Here is a 26,965-nt window from a genome sequence, read left to right as displayed (position 1 = left end):
TTTGCCCCGGACCCCCTTCGTCTGCAGGCAGCCTGTGGCTGGTCGCGCAGTTCCCCGCGCCCCTGAAGGGGCGGGAGCTTCGCTCCCTGCCCCCCGCTCCTCAAACGCCGGAGGGGCTGGATGTGCCCGCGCCCCCGCTCCTCGCACGCCGGAGGGGCTGGAGTTACCTAAGGGGCGCGGGGAACTGCGCGACCAGCCACACCCAGCCCGCAGACGAACCCCCGCCCCCCGGGAGGGCTCCGCGGGGAACTGCGCGACCAGCCACACCCAGCCCGCAGACGAACACGGGGCCCCGGCGCGAAGCCCCCGGCCGCCCGCCGGAGGGCTTTCGGGAAGGGGCGGGGTGGGGTACAAGACCGCCGACCACCGACAGGAGCCCGCACCGATGACCACCACCCTCCTCACCAACATCTCCACCCTCGTCACCAACGACCCCACCCTCGGCCCCACCCCCCTCGGCCTCATCGAGAACGCCGCCGTAGTGATCGACGGCGACACCATCGCGTGGGTGGGGGCCCAGGACGCCGCACCCGCCGCCGACACCACCCACGACGCGCAGGGCCGCGCCGCCATCCCCGGGTTCGTCGACTCCCACTCGCACCTCGTCTTCGCGGGCGACCGCACCCAGGAGTTCAACGCCCGGATGTCGGGGCAGCCGTACAGGGCGGGCGGGATCCGGACCACCGTCGCCGCCACCCGCGCCGCCACCGACGCCGAGCTCGGCGCGAACGTCGCCCGGTACATCGGCGAGGCCCTGCGCCAGGGGACGACCACCTTCGAGACCAAGTCCGGGTACGGCCTCACCGTCGAGGACGAGGCCCGCGCCCTGCGCATCGCCGCCGGGCACACGGATGAAGTGACCTATCTGGGGGCTCATATCGTGGCCCCGGAGTACGCCGAGGACCCCGCCGCCTACGTCGAGCTCGTGACCGGCGAGATGCTCGACGCCTGTGCCCCGTACGCCCGTTGGGTCGACGTCTTCTGCGAGAAGGGGGCGTTCGACGGGGACCAGGCCCGGGCCATCCTCCTCGCGGGCAAGGCCAAGGGGCTCACCCCCCGCGTACACGCCAACCAGCTCTCCTACGGGCCCGGCGTCCAGCTCGCCGTCGAGCTCGACGCGGCCAGCGCCGACCACTGCACCCACCTCACCGACGCCGACGTCGACGCGCTCGCCAGCGGCTCCACCGTCGCCACCCTGCTCCCCGGCGCCGAGTTCTCCACCCGCGCCCAGTGGCCCGACGCCCGGCGGCTGCTCGACGCGGGGGTGACGGTCGCGCTGTCCACGGACTGCAACCCGGGGTCCTCGTTCACGTCCTCGATGCCGTTCTGCGTCGCGCTCGCCGTACGGGACATGAAGATGACCCCCGACGAGGCCCTCTGGGCCGCCACCGCCGGGGGCGCCGCCGCGCTGCGGCGCACCGACGTCGGGCGGATCGCGCCCGGCGCCCGCGCCGACCTCGCGCTGCTCGACGCGCCGAGCCACGTCCACCTCGCCTACCGGCCCGGTGTGCCGCTGATCAGCGACGTCTGGCGTCAGGGCATCAAGTGCCGGTAGGCCCTGGGGTGGGCCTCCAGGTACTGGGCGAACGACTGCGCCCGGTGCCCGGCCAGCCGGGGCACGGTGTCCGCGACCGTCGCCATCTCCCCGGCGGCGATCGCCTCGTACGAGCTCACCCAGCCGGTGACCTCCCACTCCTCGGCGCCGTACCCGGCCCGTGAGGCGAAGGCCTCCTCCCGGGTCTCCGCCACATAGGTGACCGTCCGCCCCGCCACCCGGCTCAGCTCCGCCGCCACCTCGGTGAGCGTGAGGGCTTCGGGCCCGGTGACGTCGTACGTGACGCCGTCGTGCTCCTCGCCTTCCTCCAGGAGTACGGCCGTCGCCACGTCCGCGATGTCCTCGTGCGCCACGCCCGAGACCCGGCCGTCCCCGGCGGGGCCCCGGATCACCCCGTCCGGGCCCGCCATCGCGGCGAGCCCGGACAGATAGAGGCTGTCCCGCAGGAACGTGTACGCCAGGCCCGTGCCCCGGATGTACTGCTCGGTGTGCCAGTGGTCGCGCGCGAAGGTGAACGCGGCGTCGGGGGCGGCGCCGAGGAACGACACGTACACGATGCGGCACACACCCGCCGCGACGGCCGCGTCCACGGCGGTGGTGTGCTCGCGTACGCGGCCGGGGGCCTCGTGCGCCGACACCATCAGCAGCGTCCCGGCCCCGTCCAGCGCCTCCCTCATGGCCCTCCCGTCCCCGAACGCGGCGGCCGGCGCCTTGACCGCCCCGGCCAGATCGGGCAGCCGGTCCGGGTCGCGCCCGACGAGCCGCGTCGCGATGCCCCGCTCGGCGAGCCGCCGGGCCACCCGACCGCCGATGGCTCCACTGGCACCGGTTACGGCGATGACGGGGGTGGTCATGGGCCCTCCTGGGGGTCGCTGTGCGACGTGCGATGTGCCTACCTGGCTGTGGGCAATCGTGCCGCTGGGGCGGCACGGGTGGGCACAGCGGCACGCGGCGCACGCCGGTTGGCGCAACCCGCTCGGCCTCAGCCCAGATCCAGCCCGTTCCCCAGCGCCCGCGCCTCCCAGCCACCCGCCACCAGCTCCCCCGCCGCACACCCCGGCTTCCGCTCCGCCTGGTCGCGGAACAGGCCCACGAACGCCTCCGCGAAGCCCAGCCGCGGATACGCCGCCACCAGCTCCGCCCGGAACGAAGCGGAGAACGCGTCCAGGCCCGTCCCCGACACGTCCGCGCTCGTCCCCACCTGCAACAGGTGGCTCTCCACGTCCACCTCCGGCGCCACGTCGTCCCGCATGTGCAGCACGATCAGCTCGGCCGCCCGGTCGCGGCGCGCGCCGGGCCAGCCGAGGCCCGCCGTGAAGACGCGGGCCAGATGGCCGCCCGCCTCCTCGAAGGGCAGGGTGTGGCTGTCGAAGGGCGGCGTGAGCGACAGGTCGTGCAGGAGCGCGGAGACGAAGAACAGCTCGCGGTCGTAGTCGAGGCCGCGCTCCTCGGCCCAGGCCGCGCCGAAGAAGTACGACCGCAGCGAGTGGTGGTACAGCGCCTCGTCCGCGTACTCCGCGCAGACCAGCCGCGCCGCCTCCGCCGCATGCCCCTCGGGCACCTTTACCCCCGCGACCTCGGTCAACATACGCGTCCCCACCCCTCGTCGAGTCGATCGATCACCCCCCAGCCTAGAGTGGCCGGATGAAGACCATCGGCCTGATCGGCGGAATGAGCTGGGAGTCCAGCGCGGAGTACTACCGGCTTCTCAACGAGCTCGTACGCGAGCGGCTCGGCGGGCTGCACTCGGCCCGCTGCGTCCTGCACTCCGTGGACTTCGCCGAGATCGAGGAGTTCCAGCGCGCCGGGGAGTGGGAGCGCGCCGGGGAGGTCCTGGCCGGGGCCGCCAAGGGGCTGGAGGCGGCCGGGGCCGACCTCGTGCTCATCTGCACCAACACCATGCACAAGGTGGCGGACCAGGTCGCCGCGGCCGTCTCGGTGCCGCTGCTGCACCTGGGCGACGCGACCGCTCAGGCCGTACGGGCCCGGGGCATCCGCCGCGTCGGCCTCCTCGGCACCGCCTTCACCATGGAGCAGGACTTCTACCGGGACCGGCTGCGTTCGCATGGGCTGGAAGTGGTCACGCCCGACGCCGACGACCGCGCTCTCGTCCACCGCGTCATCTACGAGGAGTTGTGCCTGGGGGTCGTACGGGACGAGTCCCGTGCCGCGTATCAGGACGTCATCTCCCGGCTCGTCTCCGACGGCGCCGAAGGTGTCATCCTCGGCTGCACCGAGATCGAGCTGTTGATCCGTCAGGAACACTGCCCCGTACCGGTGTTCCCCACCACCCGCCTCCACGCCGAGGCCGCCGTCACCGCCGCGCTCACCCGCTAGAGCGCGCGTCCTTCACCGTACGGTCACAAGAGCGGCCGATCGGCTACCGTCCCGACATTTCGACCGGTACCGTCCTTGGCACGTGCTCAGGGGGAGACCGGGGGGTCGAATTGAGCAGTGGACGCGGTGGCCGGATCCGGGTGGTCAGACCCGGCGAGCTGAACGCCGGTGAGCTGGACGTCTGGCGTGAGATACGGGCGAAGTCGGGCGCGCCCGCGAACCCGTTCATGGAGCCCGAGTTCACCCTCGCCGTCGCCCATGTGCGGCCCTCGGCGCGGGTCGCGGTGGTCGATGACGGGGGTGAGCCGGCCGCCTTCTTCCCCTTCGAGAAGGGCCGGTTCGGGCGGGGGCGGGCCATCGGGTTCGGTGTGTCCGACAGTCAGGGGATCGTCGCCCGGCCCGAAGTCGCCCTGGATGTGAGGGAGTTGCTGCGCGCCTGCTCCCTCTCCGCCTGGGCGTTCGACAACCTGGAGGCCGGGCAGGGGCTCTTCGTCCCGGGCGCGGCCGACTCTTACCCCTCCTTCGTCGTCGACGTCGGCGCGGGGTACGAGGCGTACGAGAGCGGGTTGCGCGAGCGCTCGCCCAAGTTCTTCCGCACCACCACCGCCAAGGAGCGCAGGCTCGGGCGGCAGGCGGGCGAGGTGCGGTTCGTCTTCGACGAGCGGGATCCGGGGGCGCTGCGGCAGCTCATGGAGTGGAAGTCCGCGCAGTACCGCCGCACCGGCCGCCGCGACCGGTTCGCGCAGGCCTGGATCAGCACCCTGGTGCGGTACCTCGCGCACACCGGCGCGCCCGGCTGCTCCGGCGTCCTGTCCGTCCTCCACGTGGCGGACCGCCCGGTCGCCGCCCACTTCGGGCTGCGCTCGCGCACGGTCCTGTCGTGCTGGTTCCCTTCGTACGACCCGGAGTTCGCCAAGTACTCGCCCGGGCTCGTCCTGCATCTGCGGATGGCCGAGGCGGCGGCCGCCGCCGGGATCGGGGTGCTGGACCTGGGGCGGGGGGCCGCCGAGTACAAGGACGCCCTGAAGACCGGGGAGGTCCCGGTGTACGAGGGCGCCTCGGTGCGGCCGGGGGCCGGGGCCGCACTGCACTGGCTGGGCCGCGAGCCGTCCCGCCGCGCGCACGGGTTCGTACGGGAGCGGCCCGCGCTCGCCGCGTTCGGCCGACGCACGCTGAAACAGGCGGGCCGCCTGCGAGGCGGGCGCTGAGCCCGGCCGCACCACCCGCTGGGCCGCACCGCCTGCGGGTCCGCACCGCCTGCGGGTCCGCACCACCTGGGGGGCCGCACCACCTGCCGGGCCGCACCACCCGCACCGCCGCCCCACCCGCACCGCCGCACCACCCGGAAGATCACGGGGGAGTCGCATGTCACGTCGTACGGCACACGCACACAGAGCGGGCGCACCACGGCTGCCGGAGGCCGAGGGGCTGGTCCGGGAGCAGGGTGTCCAGGGGGGCATCGGCGTCGGGGAGCTGGACCTCGACGGGCTCGACGGCGGGGTGCTCTCGCTGGCCCCCGCGCCCGGCGGGCCGCCCGTCGGGGAGGGCGAGGCGTACGTCCTGGTCCGCCTCAGGGGCCGCCCGGTCGGCACGGTGATCGGCCGGGTCGGACCCGGCGAGGACGCCGCCGAGGTGCTGGCCGCGGCCGCCCGTAAGCAGCTCGCCGGGTATGTGCCGCCGGACGGGCGGTCCGCGTCGCCGGTGCGGCTGCCGCGCGCGAGCGTCGTCGTCGCCACCCGTGAGCGGGCCGGACAGCTCGCCCGGGCGCTGGATTCGCTGCTCCGCCAGGACCACCCCGACTACGAGATCGTGGTCGTCGACAACAGCCCGGTGACCGCCCGGACCCGCGGGCTCGTCGAGGGGAGCTACGCGGCGCACGGCGTGCGCTACGTCCGCGAGCCCGTGCCGGGCCTCGCCGCCGCGCACAACCGGGGCGTCGCCGTGGCAGAGGGAACGATTCTGGCGTTCACCGACGACGACGTGGTCGCCGACCCGCGCTGGCTGAGCGCGCTCGCCGCGCCCTTCGCCGCCGACCCGGGGCTCGGCTGTACGACCGGGCTGATCCTGCCCGCCCGGCTGTGCACGCCCGCGCAGATCCTGCTGGAGAGCCACGGCGGGTTCACCAAGGGCTTCGCGCCGCGCTGCTTCGACCCGGCCCGGCCGCCCGCCGACGAGCCGCTGTTCCCGTTCACCGCGGGCCGGTTCGGCTCCGGCGCCAACATGGCCTTCCGGGCCGCCGCCCTGCGTGCCGTCGGCGGCTTCGACCCGGCGACCGGCACGGGGACCCCGGCCAGGGGCGGCGACGACCTGTACGCGTTCGCGCGGATAGTCGTCGCCGGGCACCGGCTCGGCTACACGCCCGAGGCGCTGGTCTGGCACCACCACCGCGAGACCTGGCAGGACCTGGAGAACCAGGCGTACGGGTACGGCGCCGGGCTCACCGCCTACCTCACCGCGCTCCTGGTGCGCCGTCCCGCGCTGCTGCCCGCGCTCCTGGCCCGACTGCCGCGCGGCCTCGCCCACGCCCGCGCCATCAGCGCCCACCGCGCCGCGGGCGAGCAGTCGGTGCCGGGCGAGCACGGCGCTCAGGGCTACCCGTGGCCGCGCGGCCTGTCCCGCCTGGAGCGCCGGGGGATGCTGTACGGCCCCCTCGGCTATCTGCGGGCCCGGCGCCGGGTGCGCGGACTGCGGCGGCCGTGGGAGGCGACGCGATGACGACGGCACCGGCCCCTTCGGGCGGCGGGGACGCCGTCCCCGTCCTCCTCTACCACGCCGTCATGGACGACCCGCCCGCCTGGATCGCCGAATTCACGGTCTCGCCGCGGCAGTTCGCCGCACACCTCGACGCGATCGTGGCCAGTGGCCGCACCCCCGTCACCGTCGGCGCCCTCGCCGGCCACTTCGCGGGGCGGGCGGTGCTGCCGCCGAGACCCGTCGTGCTCACCTTCGACGACGGCTTCGCGGATCTGCCGGGGTCCACCGCCGACGCGCTCGCCGTCCGCGGGCTGCCCGCGACCGCGTACCTCACCACCGGCGCGCTCGCCCCGGGCGGCCGTTCGCTGCTGCCCCCGGCGCCGATGATGACCCTGGGGCAGGCGAAACTCCTGGAGCAGTACGGGATGGAGGTCGGCGGGCACACGGTCTCGCACCCCCAGCTCGACACGCTCACCGCGAAGGCCCTGCGGCGCGAACTGGCCGACTCCAAAGCCACGTTGGAGGACGCGCTCGGCCACGAGGTGGCTCATCTCGCGTATCCGCACGGCTACAACAGCGGCGCCGTGCGCCGGGCCGCCCGCGCCGCCGGGTACGAGAGCGCGGTCGCCGTGCGGCACGCGCTGAGCTCGGACGCCGACGACTCGTACCGCATCGCCCGCCTCATCGTGCGCCGCGGCCACACCGTCGCGGATGTCGAGGCGTGGATGGGCGGCGCGGGGGCCCGTATCGCTCCGTACCGGGACTCGGCGGCGACCGTCGGCTGGCGGCTCTACCGACGGGCCAGGGCGGCCGTGCGCGGCCCGGTCTTCGCGGGGTGAGCTCCCCGGCGGAGCCGCCGGGGACGGGACCGTACGACAGCATCACAAAAGCGAAGCAGGTTCCTATACTTCGCTGAAGGGGACAGCCAGGGGACGGCGGCGTGACGGCCGCGCACCACATCCGTGGGGGGAGTCGCACTGTGCAGCAACGCGTGCCCGCGCCGGTGACCGGAAGCAGCGAGCTGCCACCGGAAAGCGGCGCCAGTGAGGAGGGGGAGGCCGCGCGCGCCCCGAAGCGCGGTCTACCGGATCTGATCAAGCCTCAGACCCTGTTCGCCTGGCTGCCGTTGGTCCTGGCGACCGCCCTGTGGCTGTACGCGCTGCCGCACATCGACTACCGGCACATGGGCGACTGGGGCCTGCTCGACCAGTTGCCCGCCGCCTTCTTCCTCTCCCTCGTGGTGCTCACCGCCGGGTTCGTGGTCAGCCTGCGGCGGGCCGGGACCGCGCCCTGGTGGCCCGGCCTCTACAGCGTCGCCCTGCTCTTCGCCCTCAAGGCGCCCACCGCGATCCTCTACGACTCGGTGCGCTACCCGTGGGCCTCCAAACACGACGCCGTCGTCACGCACCTGCTGGTCAACCAGGACCTGCGGCCGGGCACCCCGCTGTCGGGCAACATGGCCGCCTACGACCAGTGGCCCGGCTTCTTCACCCTCAACTCGGCGCTGGTGCGCGCCTTCGGCGTGGAGACCACCCAGTCGTATCTGAACTGGGCTGCGCTCTTCTACGGAGTGATCCTCATCCCCGTCCTGGTGCTGATCTACCGCACCTTCGCCGAGGACTGGCGGCTGGTGTGGACCGGCGTGTGGATCTTCGAGGTCGCCAACTGGGTGGGCCAGGACTACTTCTCGCCGCAGGGCCTGGCGCTGGTCCTGCACCTGTCCGTACTCGCCGTGGTCCTGCGCCACTTCGTACGCCCGGGCTCCGCCGGGGACCTGCGCTCGCGCGCACACCTCGATCCGGCGGCCGCCTCCGTGCCGCCGCCGACGACGGCCCGCCAGCGCGCGGTCTGCGTGGTGATCCTCGCCCCGCTGATCGCCGCCATCAACTTCACCCACCAGCTCACACCGGTGATGCTCTGCGTCTCCCTGTTCGCCCTCAACCTCACCCGCCGCTACCGCAACCCGGGTCTGCTCGTCGTCACCGGCCTGATCATGCTCGTCTGGGACCTCACCATGGGCCGCCCGCTGTTCGTGGAGACCCTGGACTCGCTCAAGGAGTCCGCGGGCAACCTCCTCAACAACTCGCGGGCCGGATACGCGGGCGAGCTCACCGGACCCGGGCCTGTGCTCCAGGGCCGGGCCGACATCGTGATGGTCCTGGTGGTGGCCGCGCTCGCCGCCTTCGCCGTGCTGACCCGCCGCAAGCTGCTCAGGAGCGCACTGCCACTGCTGCTCGTCTCGATCGCGCCCGTACCGATGTTCGCGATCAACGACTACGGCGGCGAAATGCTCTTCCGGGTCTATCTGTTCGGGCTGCCGGGCGCCGCGTTCTTCGCCGCGGCCGCGCTGGTGCCCGCGCCCGGCGCCGCCAAGGAGCCCGGCCGCCTCCGCCTCGGGCCGGTGGCGCGGCGGCGGATCCCGGCGGTGGCGCTGCCCGCCGTGCTGCTCGCCCTCGTCGCCGGGTTCCTGCCCGCGTACTACGGCAAGGAGCGGATGTACTACACCCCGCCCGCCGAGACCGCGCTGGTCACCCGGGTGATCGACGAGGCCCCGCGCGACTCGCTGATCCTCGCCGCCACCGGCTCCTTCCCGATGGCGCTGCACCGCTACGACCAGCTGGAGCACTGGTTCTTCGTGGAGCAGGCGCTGCCCGAGAACATCAGGATGCTGAAGGACCCGGCCGGTTTCCTGGCGCCGGGCCTGCCCAGGGACGGCAGACCCGCGTTCGTGCTGCTCACCCGCACCCAGGACGTCTACACCGCGGGCGAGGGGCTGCTGCCGGCCGGCGGGTTCGCGGAGCTGACGGCCAAGCTCTCGGCGTCGCCGCTGTTCCGGGTGATCGACCGCAACCAGTACGGAACCGTCCTGCAGTACGGGCCTCCCCCGCGCTCCTGAGGAGCAGGAGGACCCCCACCGCCGCGCCGACCGGAGGCAAGCCGCCGTGACCCTCGCCCAGAACCGCATCCGCGTCGCCCTTGCGCTCTCCGGCTGGGTGGCGCTGGCCGCGACCCAGCTGCCGGACGCCACCCCGGCGCGCTGGATCCTGGTGCTCCTGTTCGTCTCCCTCGGCCCCGGCTTCGCGCTGCTCTACCCGCAGCCCAACATGCTGCGCCCCGGTGCCCGCCTGGAGGCACTGGCGCTCGCGGCGCCGCTCAGCCTCTCGCTGGGGGCGCTGGTGTCGACCTGCCTGTTCCTGGTGGAGGGTTTCTCGGCGACCGCGTTCCTGGTGGCGCTGGCCGCGTTCGCCACGGTGGCGGCCGCTTTCCCGGGCCTGCCGCTACCGGCCGCGACGCGGGGGGCGGTGGAACGGCCACGACGCCGGTGACGGCCTTTTTGGCCCGGGGTTCGTCTGCGGGTGGGTGGTGGGCTGGTCGCGCAGTTCCCCGCGCCCCTGAAGATGCCGCTGCGCGGCGATCCCCTGGGCGCCCCGGAGGGGCGCATCTCAGGGGCGCGGGGCTGTGTCATTGTGCGGCTCCGCCGCGTGGGCGCGACCAGCCGCAGACGGCCCGCAGACAAATACCGGGCAAGGGGCCTCACCGCTCAAGTGGCCTGCCCCACCCCCGCCGGACCACCCCCGCCGGACCACCCCCGGTGGACCACCGCAGCCCCCGCGGCCAGGCAAAGTGCCGTAAAAACAGGCACTGCGGCCTGGGCGAACGAGGCCTGCCCCGCCCAGCCGACGACGGCGAGCACCCACACCCCCACCGCGGTCAGCCGCCAATGCGTGCCGAGCGCGATCAGCGTCACCGCGACCAGCGCCAGGCACAGCACCTGGAGCGCGGTCGGCAGCACCCGCTCGGCCCCGGCGGGCGAGTCCAGCCCGGCCACCTCGGTCAGCATCCGCGTCAGCGCGGAGTGCCACGGGCCCGCCAGCGGGTCCGGCCGCACCCCGAGGATCAGCGGCGCGGTGTGCAGGGCGGCCACCGTCACGCCGAGGCCTGCGGCGAGCAGGGCGGGCCGGGCCCGGTAGAGCGAGACGGCCGCGCTGCACACCACGATCAGGAGCACCCCGGCGGTGAGCGAGACGGGCGGCAGCGCGGAGATGAGCCCGGTGCCGTCGACGTGGTCCGAGGCGGCGTTCCTGGCGTCCTGGGCGCGCGACAGCGGCACCCAGAACAGGGCCGCCGCGAGCCCGAGCAGCAGCCAGAGCACGGTGGTGAGCAGCGGCTCGTCGTCGGGCTCCGGCTCGCCCGGTCGTAAGGGCCGCAGGTGCAGGGTGGTCGCGGTCGCCCCGCCCCGGCCGCCCCCGGATCCGCCCCCCGGCGCGCCGCAGGGGACGTACACCGGGATTCCGAGCGCCGGGGTCCCGGTCTCCAGGCCGCCGCTGAGGTACGCGGTCTGGGTGGTCCAGCGCGTCCCGTAATCCTTGGCCTCCTCGGTCCGGGCGAGCGCCGCGCTGCGGGCCCAGCTCGTGCCGTACTCCTCGGGGCCGCGCTTGCGGGGTTCGCGGGGCGTGCGCACGGTGGCGCGTCCGGCGAGGGCGGCGCGCAGCCCGGGCGCCGAGACGAGCGCCATGCCGCACATCGACACCAGGACCGCCCAGCCCGCGCCCTGGATGCCGGTGGTGCCGAGCAGGACCGCCGCGCTGCCCAGGACCAGGGTGCACATGGCGCCCTGGAGCAGGGCGAGGACGCCGGTGCGGCCCTGGACGCGCAGCACCCCGATGTAGAGCTCGACGGCGACCCGGGGCAGTGCGGCGGCGGCGAGCAGCCGCAGGACGAGGGTGCCGTGCTCGGCGTAGTCCGCGCCGAACGGGGCGAGGATCCGCGGGGCGAAGACGATCAGGAAGGCGACGACCGGCACCAGTAGCAGCGCCATCCTGCGCAGCGCCCCCCGTACGCCGTCGGCGAGCCGGTCCGGGCTGTGCGAGGCGTGCGCGGTGAGCGAGGAGGCCATGTTGATGGCCATGAACTCCATGGTCCCGCCGACCGTGTACGCGATATAGAAGAACCCGTTCTGCGCGGCGTCGAACCGGACCGCGACCATCACCGGCAGCAGATTGATCATCGCGAGCGAGAAGAGCGCGCCGACCGAGTCGCCCGCCAGGAAGCGCCCTATCTCGCGCATCTGGGGCACCGGCCGGTCGCGGTCGGCGGCCGCCTGGGCCGGGATCAGCCTGCGGAAGATCAGCAGGCCGAGCGGCAGGATCGACAGGACCATCGCCGCCGCCCAGGAGAGGAAGACGCCCAGGGTGAAGGCGGCGAAGCCGGCGAGCAGCAGCAGCTTGCCGAGGGAGAACACCGCGTTGCCGACCGGCACCCAGACCGCCTTGCGCAGCCCGGTGAGCACCCCGTCCTGCAGGGTCAGCACCGCCCAGGCGACCGAGGCGAGCACGAAGACCACCCCGGAGGAGAGCCCGCCGAGCGGTTCGTACGAGGCCCCCCACAGCGGCAGCGTGAACAGGAAGCCGACGCTCGCCACGGCCACTACCACGGTGCTCGCCACATACGCCCGCACCACCAGGGGCCCGGTCGCCCGGCCCGCGCGCGGCACATAGCGCACCACCGCGCCGATCATGGTGGTGGCGGTGATCGAGGCGAGCAGCCGCATCGCGGCGATGGCGGCGGAGCCCTGGCCCACCGCCTCCTCGCTGTAGTAGCGGGCCGCGACCAGCCAGAAGCCGAGGCCGAGGGCGGCGGAGACGGCCGTGGAGAGCATCAGGGCGTAGGCGTTGCGGAACATCGAGTCACCGCCCCCGTCACCGGCCGTCGGCGGGCTGTCCTCGGGCCCCGGGGGGTCCCCGGCCGCCGGTTCCGTGGCGTCCGGCCCCCCGCCCGGTCCCTCGTCCCCGCCGACGGCCCGGCGCGCGTCGGACGTGGTGTCAGACACCGGCGGGCCCGCCTCTCGCGGGGCGGGCCCCCGACTCCTCCAGGACCCGCAACGACAGCTCGGCCTTCAGCGGGTCGACGGGCAGGGCGTGCCGCGCGAACCAGCGCCCGGCCTCGGCGGCGGGCGACGGGTCGGTGAAGCCGGCGCCCGCGTAGTCGTCGAGCGGCGGGTCGTAGAGGTAGCCGACGTTCACCCGTGCCTCGGCGAGCGCCGCCCGGGCCGCGTCCCGGTCCTCGACGAGCAGCGGCACCCGGAACAGCGGCTGTACGGGACCGGGCGCCGGCCGCGCCCACTCGCTGGCGAGCAGCCGCTCGGCCCCGGCCCGGTGCCGGGCGAGCACCGCGTCGAGGCGGCCCAGCTTCCGTTCGATCCGGGCGCGTCGGAGGCCGCCCGCGCCGGTGCGGTAGTCGTGCATGTCCACCCGTACCCAGGAGTGGAAGGCGCTCAGGGAGGGCGCGGCGGTGACGGCCCGGCTCAGCTCGCCGGGTCTGAGCGCCATCCGGATGTCCTCGCGCTCCTGGCGCCCGAGCATCCGCAGCACCGCCCACGCGGCGGGTGCGAGGCGCAGGCCGCGGACCGTCGCCTCCGCGTACGGCCGGGCCCAGTAGGCGAGTTCGGCCGTGTGCCGGGGCGGGTCGAGGAGCTCGTCGCGGGTCTTGACCAGGGCCTCGCGAAGCCCGGGGTCGGCGACGGCGAGGAAGCCGCCCGCCTTGGCGGCGGTGTGCTTGGAGAGGGAGAAGACGGCCGCGTCACCGAACGTGCCGACCGCCTGCCCCGCCACCTCGCTCCCGATGGCGTGGGCCGCGTCCTCGATGAGCGGGATGCCCAACTGATCGCACCTGGCGCGCAGTCGGGGCGCCGGGTCCGGGTTCCCGTACAGGTTGGTGGTGAGGACCGCCGACAGGCCCGACCAGGTCTCCTCCGGCACGGCGGAGAGGTCGATCGAGCCGTCGCGGGCGTCCAGCGGCGCCTGTACGGGCCGCAGCCCGGCCGCGAGCACCACGAAGAAGATGACGTCGTCGTTGACGGGCGACATCAGGACCCGGCCGCCGGGCGCGCACCAGTGGCGCAGCGCCACGTACAGCGCGAGCCGGCCGGACGGCAGGTACAGGCACTCACGCCCGAGCCGGTCCCGCATGGTCGCTTCGAGCGTCGAGCACGACGTGGTCTCGTACGGCATGAGTCCCCCCAGACCCCCCGGTTGCCCCGCGCTCAATGTGACCCAGGCCGCACTGTTCGTCAACAACGCCGAGGGCCCGTCCCCAGAAGGAACGGGCCCTCGTACAGGCGTGCCTCACTCTTCGAGTGTCAGCCCCTTGCGCAGCCGCGAGAGGGTGCGCGCGAGCAGCCGGGAGACGTGCATCTGGGAGATGCCGAGCTCCTCGCCGATCTCGGACTGCGTCATGTTGGCGACGAACCGCAGGGACAGGATCTTCCGGTCCCGGGGCGGGAGTTCGGCGATCAGCGGCTTCAGCGACTCGATGTACTCGACGCCTTCGAGGTCGTGGTCCTCGTAGCCGATCCGGTCCGAGAGCGCGCCCTCGGTGTCGTCCTCCTCGGGCTGGGCGTCCAGCGAGCTCGCGGTGTACGCGTTGCTCGCCGCCATCCCTTCGACGACCTCTTCCTTGCTGATGCCCAGGCGCTCGGCGAGCTCGCCCACCGTCGGTGCGCGGTCGAGTTGCTGGGCGAGTTCGTCGCCCGCCTTGGCCAGGTCGAGGCGGAGTTCCTGGAGGCGCCGGGGCACCCGGACCGACCAGGAGGTGTCGCGGAAGAAGCGCTTGATCTCGCCGACGATGGTCGGCATGGCGAACGTCGGGAACTCCACGCCTCTGTCGTGCTCGAAGCGGTCGATCGCCTTGATCAGGCCGATGGTGCCGACCTGGATGATGTCCTCCATCGGCTCGCTCCGCGTACGGAAGCGGGAGGCGGCGAACTTGACCAGCGCCAGGTTGAGTTCGACGAGCGTGTTGCGTACGTAGGAGTACGCGTGGGTTCCCTCTTCGAGGGAGTCGAGCCGGGCGAAGAGCGTCTTCGACAGGGCCCGCGCGTCCAGCGGCGCGATGTGTTCGTAGGGAGGGATCTCCGGGAGATCGTCGAGTCCCTCGATCGGGGTGTGCGGCACGTGCGTTGCCGACGTATCCATGGATTCGTCGAGCCGGGGTGACATGAGGTCTCCTCCATCGTTCTCGGCATATGGCTGCCGACGCCTATACGTGGCGAATCGGTGTGCGGCGCCTCCATGGCCGGTCGCGGTGAAAATCTGTCTCTCCTACCCCTACCCGTTTTGGTTGTACCGCCGCAAGGTCGAGTTGTCCGTATATGCCCGTTTCGGCACGGTGTTCGGCTTCCGACGCGCGTAGGGAAGGCGTAGTGTTCTCGGGGAGTCCGCGTGTACGGAGCCGTGTTCGGTGACGTATGCGGAGAGGTGCGTCACTTGTGACGGGGAGCACGGTTTCCGCACCGTACGGGCGAGCGAACCACTGCCTCACCGCTCACGGTGCGGCACGGAGAATGATGGCGAAGAGGGACGGGCATGGACCGCGGCATGGTCGGTAGCGCGAATCGGGGCCGGCTCAAGGTCGGCGTCCGCTCGCACGGCCCCAGCGAGATCTTCACGCCCGTGGGTGAGCTGGATCACCACACGGCAGAGCTGCTCAGCGAACCCCTGGAGAACGCGGTCGCGGCCGGCCGCGGCCGGCTCGTCGTCGACTGCGCGCAGCTGGAGTTCTGCGACTCCACCGGACTGAACGTGCTGCTCGGCGCCCGGCTGAAGGCCGAGGCGATCGGTGGCGGGGTCCATCTGGCGGGAATGCTCCCGGTGGTGGCCCGCGTCTTCGAGATCACTGGGGCGGAAGCGGTCTTCACCGTGCATGATTCGCTCGAATCCGCACTGGACGACTGACCCCGCTTTGGTGGGGCAGGAGACCAGACTCAAGACGTTGGCGATCCAGGCATTCGGTGAATCGGTGAGGTGAAGCGCTGATGAGCACCACCCGGCAGCACCAGCCGGGCGACCGCGGCCCCGAGCCGGACGGAGCTCCGGTGACGGCCTCGCGCGTCCTCGCGCTGTACGGAGCCAGCGGCATCGTGCCACTGGCGCGCGACTTCACCCGCCAGGCACTGCACGAGTGGGGCTGGCTCCCGGCCGCCACCGCCGACCGGCGCGCGGCCGCGGAGGACGTCCTGCTCGTGGTCTCCGAGCTGGTCACCAACGCCTGTCTGCACGCCGAGGGTCCCGAGCAGCTGCGCGTCGTCCGCACCTCCAAGATGCTGAGGCTTGAGGTCACCGACCGCGGCTCCGGCCAGCCCGCGCCCCGCACCCCGCACCGCGCGGGGCGGCCCGGTGGCCACGGCATGTTCATCGTCCAGCGGCTCTGTCTGGACTGGGGGGTCGTCCGGACGCCCGGAGTGCCCGGCAAGACGGTCTGGGCGGAGCTCGCCGCGCCCGCGTAGGGCGCCCTCTCGGAAATCCGGCGTCCGCGCGGAGCACCCGTGCCCCAGGGCACTCGTGTCACTTGCGATCCGTCATCCACCGCGTTGTGTGTCTTCCCTCTCCAAGGTCCCCGGCGTACCTTGACGCCCAATCTGATGTGCCGTCAGTAACTTGAACGGCCTCGGGACCGAGGGAAATTCGAGGTGTCGTACGTGTCGTACCAGAAGCGGACAGCACTCGCCCTTGCGGCTGCCTTGGCGGGCCCGGTGGTGCTGATGGCCGCCCCGGCCGCCCACGCCGACGTCGTGGACGTCAACTACAAGTGCGAGACACCCATCGGCCCCAAGGCCGCGGTGTCGCCCATCGACATCACGGCCGTCAAGAACGGCAGCGCCTACAAGCTGACCATGTCGTTCCAGAAGGGCGTCTCCTCCAGCCCGGTGGCGCTGGGCGCCGGGGCGATGAGCCCGAGCGCGGTCATCAAGCTGGGCGGCCCCGACAAGGGCACGGTGGCGGTGTCCGGAGCGGCCAACACGGCCGAGATCCCGGCCAACAGCCCGATCAAGATCAGCGACTTGAGCGGTACGTACACACCGAAGGCGTCCGGCAAGGTCACCTTCACCGCGTCGATCCTCACCATCAAGGCGCTGGGCACCACCACGACCTGCACCCCGGGCAACAGCCCCGGCCCCTCGCTCTCGCTGGACGTCACCGGCGCCTCCGGGCCCGTCGACGCGCTGCCGAAGACCGGCCCGCTCGACTCGGCCGTGGCCCTCGGCACGCTCGGCGGCACGGTCCTGCTCACCGGCGCGGCCGGGGTGCTGTGGCTGACCCGGCGCGGCGCACGGGCGCACGGCTGACCCGGCCCCTACCCACGGGACGGCCCGGCCCGGGCACGGGGACGCGCCCGCAAGCCGTACGTCGTCAAGCCGCACGCCGCACCGCTCGACGGGGAGCCGCTGATGCCGCCACGACCGATCCGCCTGGCCGTGTTCGCCGCGGCCCTGGCCCTGACCGCCCTGTCCGCCCCCGCCGCGCGCGCCGCCGACGGGGAGTGGACCGCCGCGCCCGCGTCCGGCGGCTCGCGGCCCAGCGGCGACGGCAGACCGTACTTCTATCTGGAGGGCGCGCCCGGCTCCGTACTGGAGGACCGGCTCTCGCTCACCAACCCCACCGCGCGCCCGCTGACCCTGCGGCTGCGCGGTGCCGCCGCGTACAACGCCTCCACCGGCGCCTTCGCGGTGCGCCCCGGCGCCGATCCGTGGCTCGCGCTCGCCTCGGCCGAGGTGCGGATCCCGCCGCGCACCCGGGCCGAGGTGCCGTTCGCGGTCACCGTCCCGGCGGGCGCCCCGCCCGGCGACCACCCGGCGGCGCTCGTCGCGTCCGGCGGCGGCCGGGAGGCGGGGGTGCGGGTCCAGGCGCGGGTCGCGGGCCCGGTCCTGCCCGCGCTCACCGTCGAGGACGTACGCGTCGACAAGGGCCGCTCCCTCATCCGTTACGCCCTGGTCAACCGGGGCAACACGACCCTCGCCCCGAGCCTGGCCGTCCGCGCCGACGGGCTCTTCGGGCAGCCGCTGCGGCGCCCGGCCCGACCGCTGCCGGTCGAGCTGCTGCCCGGTCAGCGCGTCGAGCTCGCCGAGCCCTGGCGGCGCCCGCCCGCCCTCGACCGCGTCGAGGTGCGCCTGACGGTGACGGCGGGCGGGGCCGCCCGGAGCGAGGCGACGGCCTCGGCGGTGTTCGTGCCGTGGGGCCCGGCGGCGGGCGCCGGGTGCGTGGCGGCGGGCGCGGGCGCGGCGCTGTGGGTACGGAGGCGGCGCCGTCGGCCGGATCCGGGTGGCCCCGAAACCCCTGACCCCGTAACCGAGTTGGCGACGACGGGAGCAGTATCGTGAAGCCGCGTACGAGAGGGGCGGCGCTGGTAGCGGCCGCGCTGTTGACGCTCCCGCCGGCGTCGGCGCTGGCGTCGGCGGCCGCGAGCGCCGACGACGTGAAGCCCGCCGTGACGCTGTCGAAGCCGGAGGCGGCCAAGGGGACCGAGATCACCGCCAGTGGCACCGGCTGGCGGCCCGGCGCGCTCCTGATGCTGCTGGTCTGCGGCCAGTCCACCCCCGGGCAGGGCGTGATCGGCGGCACCAACTCCTGCGCCAACGCGGACGGGCGCGCGGTGACCACCGACGCCAAGGGCGCCTTCAGCAAGCCGCTGCCGGTGGCCGCACCGCCCAAGCCCTGCCCCTGTGTGGTGCACGTGGCCACGGTGACGGGCGAACAGGCGTTGGTGGACGCCGAGTTGAAGATCACCGGTCATCCGGTGGCGCCGCTGCCCGAGCAGTCGGGCACCGGGCGCCTGAGCGTCCTGACCGCGCCGGAGCTCGACGGGAGCAGCGGGATCCTCACCTGGTTCGGGGCGCCGCCCTCGCGCACGCTCGTCGTCACCGTCGGCAACCTCGGTGCGGCCCCGGTCAAGGACCCGGTCTTCCAAGTGGGCACCTCCCACGGTGTGTTCGCGCCGCAGTGGGAGGACCGGCAGTGGAAGGGCACCATCAAGCCCGGCGGCAAGGCCGAGGTCAGGCTGGGCTTCGAGCTGTCGGCGGGCGCGCACGGCGACTACCAGGTCTCGGTGAAGTACGGGCAGAAGGTGCTCGCCACCCAGCCGTGGGGGGTGGGCCGCCCGTGGGGCGTCACGCTCTTCTGGATCCTGCTGGGCGTGGTCGTCCCGGCGGCGGTGTTCCGCATCGGCATGGCGGTGGTGGACAAGGTCCGCCCGAGCGGGGCGGAGCACGCACGGCGGGGGCGCGCGGGGGACCGCGCCCGACCCCGCCGGCCCGTCCGCAGGGCTGCCGCCGAACCGTCCCCGCAGCCACCGGCCGACGACACCTCCACCACGGCCACGACCACGGCGACGACGCCCCTGCCGTGGTTCACCCCCGACTCCGCACCGACCGAGAACCGTCCGAACACCCCCACGACGAAGGGAAATCCGTGACCACGCAACGGAGGATGAGCGCGGCCGGAGCCGCGCTGATGCTCGCAGGCGCGGGAATCATTCTGGCCGCCGGACCCGCCCGGGCGGCAGAGGTCTCGTACGCCACCGAGTGCATCCCGCCACCCATCTCCGGCCTGCCGCCCGTCGAGGGCACCACCAAGGTGCAGATCACCGCGCCCGCCGAGGCGAAGGTGGGCGACGAGGTCGAAGTGGTGTGGAAGACCGTCCAGGCCGCGTCGAAGAACCCCGACGTGCTCGACCTGGAGAAGGACACCGTGAAGCCGACCGGCACCGTCAAGGTGGCCGGTGCCCAGAGCGCCGACCTGGCGGTGGAGGGCCCGCGGCAGAACCCGCCGATCCCCAAGAACAGCCCGATGGTCCTGCCCGACATGAAGGCCAGGCTGAAGCTGACCAAGGCGGGCGACGTCAAGCTGACGCCGGACAAGTACAACATCAACGTCAGCAAGCCGATCTCGACGGACACCACGTGCTCCCCGAAGGAGACGGTCGGCGCCGGGGCGACGATCAAGGTGACGGAGGGCGGGGGGACGTCGGGCGGGACGACGACGTCCGGTGGTACGACGGGGAGCGGTGGGACGACGACCTCCGGCGGTACGACCGGGAGCGGAGGGACCACGGCGTCCGGCGGGACCACCGCCTCGGGCGGGACGACCGGCGGCACCACGACCTCCGGCGGCACCACGACCTCCGGCGGCACCACGACCTCCGGCGGCACCACGTCCACGGGCGGAACCACCACCGGCGGAGCCACCACCGGCGGCAGCGGCGGGCAGACCGACTTCCCCGGCAAGGAAGTAGCGGTCACCTTTGCCTGCAAGTCCCCCGGCCCGGCCAGTATCAATTCCAAGGTGACGATCGGCGCCAAGAAGAACGGCGGGAGTTACGACCTCACGGTCAAGACCGCCAAGGGCGTCATGAACAGCCCGGCCCCGCTTCCCGCGGGCGCGCTGAAGCCCTCCATGCAGATCACCGTCGGCGGCGCCGACAAGGGCTCGGTGACGGTGACGGGACCGGCCAACTCCGGCCCCCTGAACACCGGCGACCCGGTCAGCCTCTCCGACATGACCGGCACCTACAAACCGGGCGCGAGCGGCAAGTCGACGCTCAGCCCCGGCGCCCTGACGATCGACGTCACCCTGGGCGGCTCGAAGATCAACATCCCCTGCGCGGTCAAGGGCACGGCGCCCGTGTCCCTGGAGCTGGACACCACGGCCCAGCAGGGCGGCGCGTCCGGCGGCACGAGCAGCTCCGGCGGCAGCTCCGGCGGCAGCTCCGGCGGTACCGCCGGCGGCGCCACGGGCAGCAGCTCCGGCGGCCTCGCCGAGACCGGGGCGAACGACCACGGCGCCCTGCGCGCCCTCGGCCTCATCGCCGGGACCGCCGTCCTGCTCGGCGGCGCGGTCTTCACCTTCACCCCGTGGCGGCGGCTGCGCGGCACGCGCTGAGCCGTCCCGTACGTACGGATACGCGGTACGGATACGCGAGGGGCCGCCGCACCCCGAAAGGTGCGGCGGCCCCTGGCCGTGCGGCGTGGTGCGGTGCGCTTAGTGCACGCCGCCCATGAGCGACTGGACGTTCTTGCGGTACATGTAGATCGCGAGGCCCGCGACGGCGGCCATCGAGGCCTCCATCGCGATGATCCCGAGGCCGTCGAGGCTCACACCGGCCAGCGAGAGCAGACCGGTGAAGCAGTCGCCCGCGGTGACCGCGAGGAACCAGACGCCCATCATCTGGGAGGCGTACTTCTGCGGCGCCATCTTGGTCGTGACCGAGAGGCCGACCGGGGAGAGGCAGAGCTCGCCGATGGTCTGGATCATGTAGATCGAGACGAGCCACATCGGGGAGACCTTGCCGTCGCCCGCCATGTTCATCGGGACGATGAAGACGAAGAACGAGGCGCCGATGACGACCAGGCCCATCGCGAACTTCACGATGGTGTTGGGCTCCTGGTTCTTACGGGCGAGCCACAGCCACAGCCAGGCGAAGACCGGGGCCAGGGCCATGACGAACAGCGGGTTCAGCGACTGGTACCAGGTGGCCGAGAAGTGGATGCCGGCGACGTTGTCGGTGGTCTTGGCGTCCGCGAAGAGCGACAGCGTCGAGCCGCCCTGGTCGTAGATCATCCAGAAGACGGCGGCCGCGACGAACAGCCAGATGTAGCCGTTCATCTTCGACTGCTCGGTCGTCGACAGGTCCTTGTCGCGCTTGATGCGGACCAGGACCGCGATCGGGATGATCAGACCGGCGAGGGTGAGCGGAACCAGCGCCCAGTTCAGGGTGTAGGCACCCATGGCGACCACGACGCCGTAGAACACGGCGAGGGCGGCGACGACGGCGGCGACCTTGGCGAGAACGCCCTTGCGCTCCTCGGCGGACAGCGGGTTCGGGACGAGGCTGCTCTTCGGGTCCAGGTGCTTGGTGCCGAGGAGGAACTGCGCCAGACCCAGGGCCATGCCGAGCGCGGCGAGGGCGAAGCCCAGGTGCCAGTTGTGCTCCTTGCCGACCGTGCCGATGACCAGCGGCGCCGCGAAGGCACCGAGGTTGATGCCCATGTAGAAGACGGTGAAGCCACCGTCGCGTCGCGGGTCGTCCGCACCGTTGTACAGGTGGCCGACCATCGTGGAGATGTTGGCCTTGAGGAGACCGGAGCCGACGGCGACCAGTACCAGGCCGGCGAAGAACGGCGCCTGGCCGGGCAGGGCCAGCGCAAGGTGACCGCTCATGATCACGAAACCGGCGACGGTGACCGTCTTGCGGGCACCCCACACACGGTCGCCGAACCAGCCGCCCGGCATCGCCATGAGGTAGACCATGGAGACGTAGACGGAGTAGATGGCCGTGGCCGTGGTGGCCCGCATGGCGAGGCCGCCGCCCTGGGCGCCGGTCGCCGCGTCGGCGCCGCCGGAGACCAGGTAGTACACGAGAAGGGCGCGCATGCCGTAGTAGGAGAAGCGCTCCCACATCTCGGTCATGAAGAGAGTGGCCAGGCCGCGGGGGTGGCCGAAGAAGGTCTTCTCGGAACCGGTGGTGCTCGCCGAGTCCTTCGTCAGGCTGGACGCCATGGTCGATCCTTGCTTGCTCGGGACGCGCGCTTCGTGAGCGGTGGTCGCGCCCGGTGGGGGGTGGCCGGCACCGGCAGGGGAGCCGCCCCGCCCCTACGCCCGAGGGGTTCGCATCCGTGGTGACGGAGTCGAGAGGACGGACCCACCGGGATCCACGCCCGGGGCGCGACATCGCGCCCGGGGCCCGGCCCATAGGTCATTCACTGTCTTCGGAACCAGTAATTCCGGTTCGTTCGCAGAAAAGAGACCTTTGGCGCGCCAAGCAGGCCAAAGGTCCCCGAGTTAGTGCTAAAGGCGTTGAGACACCATACGACACCACACCGCCGCATATGGAAGGACTTGAGAGATGGATCACAGGTGTTGCTGGAACCATCCGCCCACATTCGAAGGTGGTTAACAGGATCGCATCCCAGAGCCGCAGGGGCGGACGGGCAAAAGACGATCAAGGAACGGCCGCCCGACGATCAAGAGGCGATCAGGGGACGATCAAGAACGGGCGCGGCTCCCAACCCCGGCCGGTCCCTGACGGGTTCCACGGACAGGCCGTCCCGGTCGCGGACTACCATCACCCCCATGACCCGTGTACTGCTCGCCGAGGACGACGCGTCCATCTCGGAGCCGCTGGCCCGCGCACTGCGTCGGGAGGGTTACGAGGTCGAGGTCCGCGAGGACGGCCCGACCGCCCTCGACGCCGGACTCCAGGGAGGCGCCGACCTGGTCGTGCTCGACCTGGGGCTGCCCGGCATGGACGGCCTGGAGGTGGCCCGCAGGCTCCGCTCCGAGGGCCACACCGTCCCGATCCTGGTGCTGACCGCCCGCGCCGACGAGGTGGACACCGTGGTCGGCCTCGACGCCGGCGCCGACGACTACGTCACCAAGCCGTTCCGGCTGGCCGAGCTGCTGGCCCGGGTGCGGGCCCTGCTGCGGCGCGGCGCCACCGAGCCCGCCCCCCAGCCCGCCACCCACGGCGTACGGATCGACGTCGAGTCGCACCGCGCCTGGATGGGCGACGAGGAGCTCCAGCTCACCGCCAAGGAGTTCGACCTGCTGCGGGTGCTCGTGCGCGACGCGGGCCGGGTCGTCACCCGCGACCAGCTGATGCGCGAGGTCTGGGACACCACCTGGTGGTCCTCGACCAAGACGCTCGACATGCACATCTCCTGGCTGCGCAAGAAGCTCGGCGACGACGCCGCCAACCCGCGCTACATCGCCACCGTCCGCGGCGTCGGCTTCCGCTTCGAGAAGAGCTGACGACCCGCGGCCCGTACGTCCTGGGACACTGAGCCATGCGCCGCCGACTGATCAACTCCACGCTCGCCGTGGTGCTCGTGGTGATCGCCGTCTTCGGCATCTCCCTCGTCATCGTCGAGACCAGGACGATCAGCAGCAGCGCCCAGGAGAGCGTGAACTCCGAGGCGCTGCGGCTCGTCAGCGTCATCGACAGCCGGATGCTCGCGGGCGAGACGGTCGGCCCCCAGTCGCTGGCCGGGGTCGGTCCCGACCGCTACGCCCGCATCGACATCCCCGGCCGCGCCCCCATCGAGCTCGGCGCCCGGCCGAGCGGCTCGCTCATCCGCGGCACCGCCACGGGCGCGCGCGGCGAGACCGTCCTGGTGGAGGAGTCCCGCTCCACGGTCACCAGGGAGGTCGGGCGCACCCTGCTGATCATCGGCGCGGTGGCGCTGCTGGCCATCGTCTCCGCGGTGCTCCTCGCCGTACGCCAGGCCAACAAGCTGGCCTCCCCGCTCACCGATCTGGCCGAGACCGCGGAGCGGCTCGGCTCCGGCGACCCGCGCCCCCGCCACAAGCGGTACGGGGTGCACGAGCTGGACCGGGTCGCCGACGTCCTGGACTCCTCCGCCGAGCGCATCGGCAAGATGCTCACCGCCGAACGCAGGCTCGCCGCCGACGCCTCCCACCAGCTGCGCACCCCGCTCACCGCGCTCTCCATGCGGCTGGAGGAGATCGCCCTCACCGACGACCTGGACACGGTCAAGGAGGAGGCGACGATCGCGCTCACCCAGGTCGAGCGGCTCACCGACGTGGTGGAGCGGCTGCTCACCAACTCCCGCGACCCCCGGATCGGCTCGGCCGTCGTCTTCGACCTCGACGAGGTGGTCAAGCAGCAGCTGGAGGAGTGGCGCCCGGCCTACCGCAGCGCGGGCCGCGCGATCGTCCGCTCCGGCAAGCAGGGGCTGCGTGCGGTGGGCACCCCGGGGGCGGTCGCCCAGGTCCTGGCGGCGCTGATCGAGAACTCGCTGATGCACGGCGGCGGCACGGTCGCGGTGCGCACCCGTGTCACCGGCAACCAGACCGTGGTCGAGGTCACCGACCAGGGGCCCGGTGTGCCGTCCGACCTCGGGGCGCGGATCTTCGAACGGACCATCAGCGGCCGCAACTCCACCGGCATCGGCCTCGCGGTCGCCCGCGACCTGGCGGAGGCGGACGGCGGCCGCCTGGAGATGCTCCAGCAGCAGCCCGCGGTGTTCGCTCTGTTCCTGGGCCGGATGGCACGCGACCCGCGTGATCCGCACGAGCCGGAGCAGACGATCAGATGACCGGTTTACGCCCCTGATTCACGAGCCGGAACTGCTTCACGAGCCGGAGTTGTGGCGGGCGTACGGCTGAGGGGCATCGCCGAGAAAGGATTCTGCGGTCTCCACGGCCTCCCGGGCGGGCAGCGCCCGGAACACCCAGGTGCGGTACGACCAGAACCGGAAGACCGTGCCGAGGCCGAGGCCCACCACGTTCTTGGCGACGTTGTCGGCGACCGTCGAGGTGTAGCCGAAGCCGTAGTGCGAGAGCGCGAGGACACCGTTCTCGATCACCAGGCCGATGCCGCTGAACAGCAGGAACAGCATCAGCTCCCGGCTGCGCCGGCCGCTGTCGGTGTGCCGGTAGGTCCAGTAGCGGTTGCCGACGTAGTTGGTGGCGATGGCGACGGCGGTGGCGATGACTCCGGAGCGTACGACCGCGAGGTGGGCCACGTGCATGCACAGGTTGAAGACGATCGCGTTGACGACGAACCCGATGGCGCCCACGGCGCCGAACTTCGCGATCTCCCGGGCGAGCAGCTGCAGTCGCGTACGCAATGCGCCCCGTTCACTCATGGTGATCGCCCAGCCCCGTTCGGTTCGGTGTCGTTCTCGGTATCGGTGTCGTTCGTCGTACGCCAACCCGGCCATGCTAACCAGCGCCTCTGGGCATTGCTCGTGGACGCCCGCAAATCCAGGCCACGCCCGGCCCCGCAGGGGCTCCACGGGCCGCTCCGGCGGGGGCCCCGGGGACGGCGGATACCCTGGGGGTGTGACGTTCCCGGTAGTCGGCATGGTCGGCGGCGGTCAGCTCGCCCGTATGACCCACGAGGCGGGCATCCCCCTCGGCCTCAGATTCAAGTTGCTCAGTGACACCCCCCAGGACTCGGCGGCCCAGGTGGTGAGCGAGGTCGTCATCGGCGACTATCGCGACCTGGAGACGCTGCGTGCCTTCGCGCGCGGCTGTGACGTGATCACCTTCGATCACGAGCACGTACCCACCGAACACCTGCGGGCCCTGGAGGCGGACGGCATTCCCGTCCGGCCGGGGCCCGACGCGTTGGTGCACGCCCAGGACAAGGGGGTGATGCGCGCCAAGCTCGACGAGATCGGTGCGCCCTGCCCCCGCCACCGGCTGGTGGCGGACCCGGCCGACGTGTCGCGGTTCGCCGCGGAGATCAGCGGGGGCGGCGCGAAGCGCCTCGATGAGGGGCGGTGGTCGGGCGACGGGTCGGACGGCTACCCCGTCATCCTCAAGACGGTGCGGGGCGGCTACGACGGCAAGGGCGTGTGGTTCGTGCGCTCCGAGGCGGACGCGGCGGACGCCTTCAAGGCGGGCGTCGCGGTCCTGGCCGAGGAGAAGGTCGACTTCGTACGGGAGCTGGCCGCCAATGTGGTCCGCTCCCCGCACGGCCAGGCGGTGGCCTACCCGGTCGTCGAGTCGGTCCAGGTCGACGGCGTATGCGACACCGTGATCGCCCCCGCGCCCGACCTCGCCGAGGAACTGGCGGGCGAGGCCCAGCAGCTGGCCCTGCGCATCGCGGACGAGCTCGGCGTGGTCGGCCACCTCGCGGTCGAGCTCTTCGAGACCCGCGACGCCGATGGGGTGTCGCGCATCCTCGTCAACGAGCTGGCCATGCGCCCGCACAACTCCGGCCACTGGACCCAGGACGGCGCGGTCACCTCGCAGTTCGCCAACCACGTCCGGGCCGTACTCGACCTTCCGCTGGGCGACCCGCGCCCGAGGTCGAAGTGGACGGTCATGTGCAACGTGCTCGGCGGCGACTACCCGGACATGTACTACGCGTATCTGCACTGCATGGCCCGCGACCCCCAGCTCAAGATCCATATGTACGGCAAGGACGTGAAGCCCGGTCGTAAGGTCGGTCACGTCAACACCTACGGCGACGACCTCGCTGACGTGCGCGAGCGCGCCCGTCACGCGGCCGACTACCTCAGAGGAACGATCACCGAATGAGCGCCACCCCTGTCACCGGTCCTGTTGTCGGCATCGTCATGGGCTCGGACTCCGACTGGCCGGTCATGGAGGCCGCCGCCCAGGCCCTGCACGAGTTCGAGATCGCGTACGAGGTCGACGTGGTCTCGGCGCACCGGATGCCGCACGAGATGATCGCGTATGGCGAGCAGGCGGCGGACCGCGGCCTGAAGGCGATCATCGCGGGCGCGGGCGGGGCGGCCCATCTGCCCGGCATGCTCGCCTCGGTCACCCCGCTGCCGGTGATCGGTGTGCCGGTACCGCTGAAGTACCTGGACGGCATGGACTCCCTGCTGTCCATCGTGCAGATGCCGGCCGGGGTGCCGGTGGCGACGGTGTCGGTGGGCGGGGCGCGCAACGCGGGCCTGCTGGCCGCCCGTATCCTGGCCGCCCACGACCCCGAACTCCTGGCGCGCATGCGGGAGTTCCAGCAGGAGCTGAACGACCAGGCGACGGAGAAGGGCAGGCGGCTGCGCTCCAAGGTGGAGGCCTCGGCGTCCTTCGGCTTCGGAAAGTGAGC

Annotated in this window: 24 protein-coding genes; 17 read left to right on the top strand and 7 right to left on the bottom strand. The window is 72.7% G+C overall.

Annotated features, from left to right (window positions below):
- Nucleotides 1–385 precede the first annotated feature (385 nt).
- On the top strand, nt 386–1,555 hold the full coding sequence (gene hutI, locus ACZ499_RS35445) for an imidazolonepropionase (RefSeq protein ID WP_468680716.1): 1,170 nt from the start codon (nt 386–388) through the stop codon (nt 1,553–1,555).
- On the opposite strand, the gene ACZ499_RS35440 is transcribed toward hutI, so the two are convergent.
- The gene (locus ACZ499_RS35440; protein ID WP_468680713.1) at nt 1,534–2,409 is read right to left on the bottom strand and encodes an NmrA family NAD(P)-binding protein; all 876 of its coding nucleotides are present in this window, start codon (nt 2,407–2,409) and stop codon (nt 1,534–1,536) included. The two genes, hutI and ACZ499_RS35440, sit on opposite strands and share 22 nt — an antisense overlap.
- 128 nt (nt 2,410–2,537) lie before the next feature.
- Nucleotides 2,538–3,143 (bottom strand): HD domain-containing protein, encoded by a 606-nt coding sequence (locus ACZ499_RS35435; RefSeq protein ID WP_468680712.1) that lies wholly within the window; start codon nt 3,141–3,143, stop codon nt 2,538–2,540.
- Between the two features lie 56 nt (nt 3,144–3,199).
- Between ACZ499_RS35435 and ACZ499_RS35430 the strand changes: the two genes are divergently transcribed.
- From ACZ499_RS35430 to ACZ499_RS35405, 6 genes are all read left to right on the top strand, one after another.
- Nucleotides 3,200–3,892, top strand: a complete 693-nt coding sequence (locus ACZ499_RS35430) for an aspartate/glutamate racemase family protein (RefSeq protein ID WP_468680710.1) — start codon at nt 3,200–3,202, stop codon at nt 3,890–3,892.
- 110 nt (nt 3,893–4,002) lie between these two features.
- Complete coding sequence (locus tag ACZ499_RS35425; RefSeq protein WP_468680708.1) at nt 4,003–5,100, top strand: GNAT family N-acetyltransferase; 1,098 nt, start codon at nt 4,003–4,005, stop codon at nt 5,098–5,100.
- A 250-nt stretch (nt 5,101–5,350) separates the two neighbouring features.
- Nucleotides 5,351–6,607 (top strand): glycosyltransferase family 2 protein, encoded by a 1,257-nt coding sequence (locus ACZ499_RS35420; RefSeq protein ID WP_468680727.1) that lies wholly within the window; start codon nt 5,351–5,353, stop codon nt 6,605–6,607.
- Entirely contained in the window at nt 6,604–7,425 is an 822-nt protein-coding gene (locus tag ACZ499_RS35415; protein ID WP_468680706.1) for a polysaccharide deacetylase family protein, read from the top strand. The genes ACZ499_RS35420 and ACZ499_RS35415 overlap by 4 nt, the downstream gene beginning before the upstream one ends.
- 140 nt (nt 7,426–7,565) lie before the next feature.
- A complete protein-coding gene (locus ACZ499_RS35410) occupies nt 7,566–9,482 on the top strand; it encodes a hypothetical protein (RefSeq protein ID WP_468680705.1) in 1,917 nt (638 codons plus the stop codon).
- A 46-nt stretch (nt 9,483–9,528) separates the two neighbouring features.
- Nucleotides 9,529–9,912: a hypothetical protein gene (locus ACZ499_RS35405; RefSeq protein WP_468680703.1), complete on the top strand. Its 384-nt coding sequence runs from the start codon at nt 9,529–9,531 to the stop codon at nt 9,910–9,912.
- A gap of 215 nt (nt 9,913–10,127) precedes the next feature.
- Here the strand turns inward: ACZ499_RS35405 and ACZ499_RS35400 are convergent, their stop codons facing one another.
- The 3 genes from ACZ499_RS35400 to ACZ499_RS35390 form a co-directional block, all read right to left on the bottom strand.
- On the bottom strand, nt 10,128–12,269 hold the full coding sequence (locus tag ACZ499_RS35400) for a lipopolysaccharide biosynthesis protein (protein ID WP_468680725.1): 2,142 nt from the start codon (nt 12,267–12,269) through the stop codon (nt 10,128–10,130).
- 139 nt (nt 12,270–12,408) lie between these two features.
- Nucleotides 12,409–13,554 carry a DegT/DnrJ/EryC1/StrS family aminotransferase gene (locus ACZ499_RS35395; protein ID WP_468680724.1) on the bottom strand — a complete coding sequence of 382 codons (1,146 nt, stop codon included), beginning with the start codon at nt 13,552–13,554 and terminating at the stop codon, nt 12,409–12,411.
- Nucleotides 13,555–13,710: 156 nt separating this feature from the next.
- Nucleotides 13,711–14,583, bottom strand: a complete 873-nt coding sequence (locus ACZ499_RS35390; RefSeq protein WP_468680701.1) for an RNA polymerase sigma factor SigF — start codon at nt 14,581–14,583, stop codon at nt 13,711–13,713.
- A 366-nt stretch (nt 14,584–14,949) separates the two neighbouring features.
- Between ACZ499_RS35390 and ACZ499_RS35385 the strand changes: the two genes are divergently transcribed.
- From ACZ499_RS35385 to ACZ499_RS35360, 6 genes are all read left to right on the top strand, one after another.
- Nucleotides 14,950–15,318: an STAS domain-containing protein gene (locus tag ACZ499_RS35385; RefSeq protein WP_468413400.1), complete on the top strand. Its 369-nt coding sequence runs from the start codon at nt 14,950–14,952 to the stop codon at nt 15,316–15,318.
- Nucleotides 15,319–15,398: 80 nt separating this feature from the next.
- Nucleotides 15,399–15,869 (top strand): ATP-binding protein, encoded by a 471-nt coding sequence (locus tag ACZ499_RS35380; RefSeq protein WP_385545862.1) that lies wholly within the window; start codon nt 15,399–15,401, stop codon nt 15,867–15,869.
- Between the two features lie 192 nt (nt 15,870–16,061).
- Entirely contained in the window at nt 16,062–16,709 is a 648-nt protein-coding gene (locus ACZ499_RS35375) for a peptidase (protein ID WP_468680722.1), read from the top strand.
- A gap of 102 nt (nt 16,710–16,811) precedes the next feature.
- Nucleotides 16,812–17,741 carry a COG1470 family protein gene (locus tag ACZ499_RS35370; RefSeq protein ID WP_468680698.1) on the top strand — a complete coding sequence of 310 codons (930 nt, stop codon included), beginning with the start codon at nt 16,812–16,814 and terminating at the stop codon, nt 17,739–17,741.
- Nucleotides 17,738–18,832 (top strand): hypothetical protein, encoded by a 1,095-nt coding sequence (locus ACZ499_RS35365; protein WP_468680696.1) that lies wholly within the window; start codon nt 17,738–17,740, stop codon nt 18,830–18,832. Before ACZ499_RS35370 ends, ACZ499_RS35365 begins: the two co-directional genes overlap by 4 nt.
- A gap of 14 nt (nt 18,833–18,846) precedes the next feature.
- Nucleotides 18,847–20,298, top strand: coding sequence for a hypothetical protein (locus tag ACZ499_RS35360; protein WP_468680721.1), 1,452 nt, complete (start codon nt 18,847–18,849; stop codon nt 20,296–20,298).
- Between the two features lie 99 nt (nt 20,299–20,397).
- On the opposite strand, the gene ACZ499_RS35355 is transcribed toward ACZ499_RS35360, so the two are convergent.
- Complete coding sequence (locus ACZ499_RS35355; protein WP_468680694.1) at nt 20,398–21,915, bottom strand: peptide MFS transporter; 1,518 nt, start codon at nt 21,913–21,915, stop codon at nt 20,398–20,400.
- 573 nt (nt 21,916–22,488) lie between these two features.
- Here ACZ499_RS35355 and ACZ499_RS35350 point away from each other — a divergent pair.
- On the top strand, nt 22,489–23,166 hold the full coding sequence (locus ACZ499_RS35350; RefSeq protein WP_100574199.1) for a response regulator transcription factor: 678 nt from the start codon (nt 22,489–22,491) through the stop codon (nt 23,164–23,166).
- A gap of 35 nt (nt 23,167–23,201) precedes the next feature.
- Nucleotides 23,202–24,473 carry an ATP-binding protein gene (locus ACZ499_RS35345; protein WP_468680691.1) on the top strand — a complete coding sequence of 424 codons (1,272 nt, stop codon included), beginning with the start codon at nt 23,202–23,204 and terminating at the stop codon, nt 24,471–24,473.
- Nucleotides 24,474–24,509: 36 nt separating this feature from the next.
- On the opposite strand, the gene ACZ499_RS35340 is transcribed toward ACZ499_RS35345, so the two are convergent.
- Nucleotides 24,510–25,025, bottom strand: a complete 516-nt coding sequence (locus ACZ499_RS35340) for a GtrA family protein (RefSeq protein WP_468680689.1) — start codon at nt 25,023–25,025, stop codon at nt 24,510–24,512.
- Between the two features lie 196 nt (nt 25,026–25,221).
- On the opposite strand from ACZ499_RS35340, the gene ACZ499_RS35335 reads away from it, so the two are divergent.
- Nucleotides 25,222–26,427, top strand: a complete 1,206-nt coding sequence (locus tag ACZ499_RS35335; RefSeq protein WP_468680688.1) for a 5-(carboxyamino)imidazole ribonucleotide synthase — start codon at nt 25,222–25,224, stop codon at nt 26,425–26,427.
- A complete protein-coding gene (gene purE / locus ACZ499_RS35330; protein WP_468680686.1) occupies nt 26,424–26,963 on the top strand; it encodes a 5-(carboxyamino)imidazole ribonucleotide mutase in 540 nt (179 codons plus the stop codon). The genes ACZ499_RS35335 and purE overlap by 4 nt, the downstream gene beginning before the upstream one ends.
- Nucleotides 26,964–26,965: the final 2 nt, after the last annotated feature.

It is taken from the genome of Streptomyces sp. NPDC031265 (genome assembly GCF_055570295.1).
The sequence above is the reverse complement of the archived record's forward strand: the minus strand, read 5'-3'. Positions and strand labels throughout refer to the sequence as shown.

Excerpts from the sequence above, each read along its gene's own strand:
- ACZ499_RS35345 (WP_468680691.1), top strand. The coding sequence starts at position 23,202 with ATGCGCCGCCGACTGATCAACTCCACGCTCGCCGTGGTGCTCGTGGTG.
- hutI (WP_468680716.1), top strand. The coding sequence starts at position 386 with ATGACCACCACCCTCCTCACCAACATCTCCACCCTCGTCACCAACGAC.
- ACZ499_RS35340 (WP_468680689.1), bottom strand. The coding sequence starts at position 25,025 with ATGAGTGAACGGGGCGCATTGCGTACGCGACTGCAGCTGCTCGCCCGG.
- ACZ499_RS35415 (WP_468680706.1), top strand. The coding sequence starts at position 6,604 with ATGACGACGGCACCGGCCCCTTCGGGCGGCGGGGACGCCGTCCCCGTC.
- ACZ499_RS35380 (WP_385545862.1), top strand. The coding sequence starts at position 15,399 with ATGAGCACCACCCGGCAGCACCAGCCGGGCGACCGCGGCCCCGAGCCG.
- purE (WP_468680686.1), top strand. The coding sequence starts at position 26,424 with ATGAGCGCCACCCCTGTCACCGGTCCTGTTGTCGGCATCGTCATGGGC.
- ACZ499_RS35350 (WP_100574199.1), top strand. The coding sequence starts at position 22,489 with ATGACCCGTGTACTGCTCGCCGAGGACGACGCGTCCATCTCGGAGCCG.
- ACZ499_RS35370 (WP_468680698.1), top strand. The coding sequence starts at position 16,812 with ATGCCGCCACGACCGATCCGCCTGGCCGTGTTCGCCGCGGCCCTGGCC.
- ACZ499_RS35435 (WP_468680712.1), bottom strand. The coding sequence starts at position 3,143 with ATGTTGACCGAGGTCGCGGGGGTAAAGGTGCCCGAGGGGCATGCGGCG.
- ACZ499_RS35390 (WP_468680701.1), bottom strand. The coding sequence starts at position 14,583 with ATGTCACCCCGGCTCGACGAATCCATGGATACGTCGGCAACGCACGTG.
- ACZ499_RS35395 (WP_468680724.1), bottom strand. The coding sequence starts at position 13,554 with ATGCGGGACCGGCTCGGGCGTGAGTGCCTGTACCTGCCGTCCGGCCGG.
- ACZ499_RS35360 (WP_468680721.1), top strand. The coding sequence starts at position 18,847 with ATGAGCGCGGCCGGAGCCGCGCTGATGCTCGCAGGCGCGGGAATCATT.
- ACZ499_RS35355 (WP_468680694.1), bottom strand. The coding sequence starts at position 21,915 with ATGGCGTCCAGCCTGACGAAGGACTCGGCGAGCACCACCGGTTCCGAG.
- ACZ499_RS35385 (WP_468413400.1), top strand. The coding sequence starts at position 14,950 with ATGGACCGCGGCATGGTCGGTAGCGCGAATCGGGGCCGGCTCAAGGTC.
- ACZ499_RS35430 (WP_468680710.1), top strand. The coding sequence starts at position 3,200 with ATGAAGACCATCGGCCTGATCGGCGGAATGAGCTGGGAGTCCAGCGCG.
- ACZ499_RS35440 (WP_468680713.1), bottom strand. The coding sequence starts at position 2,409 with ATGACCACCCCCGTCATCGCCGTAACCGGTGCCAGTGGAGCCATCGGC.
- ACZ499_RS35400 (WP_468680725.1), bottom strand. The coding sequence starts at position 12,269 with ATGTTCCGCAACGCCTACGCCCTGATGCTCTCCACGGCCGTCTCCGCC.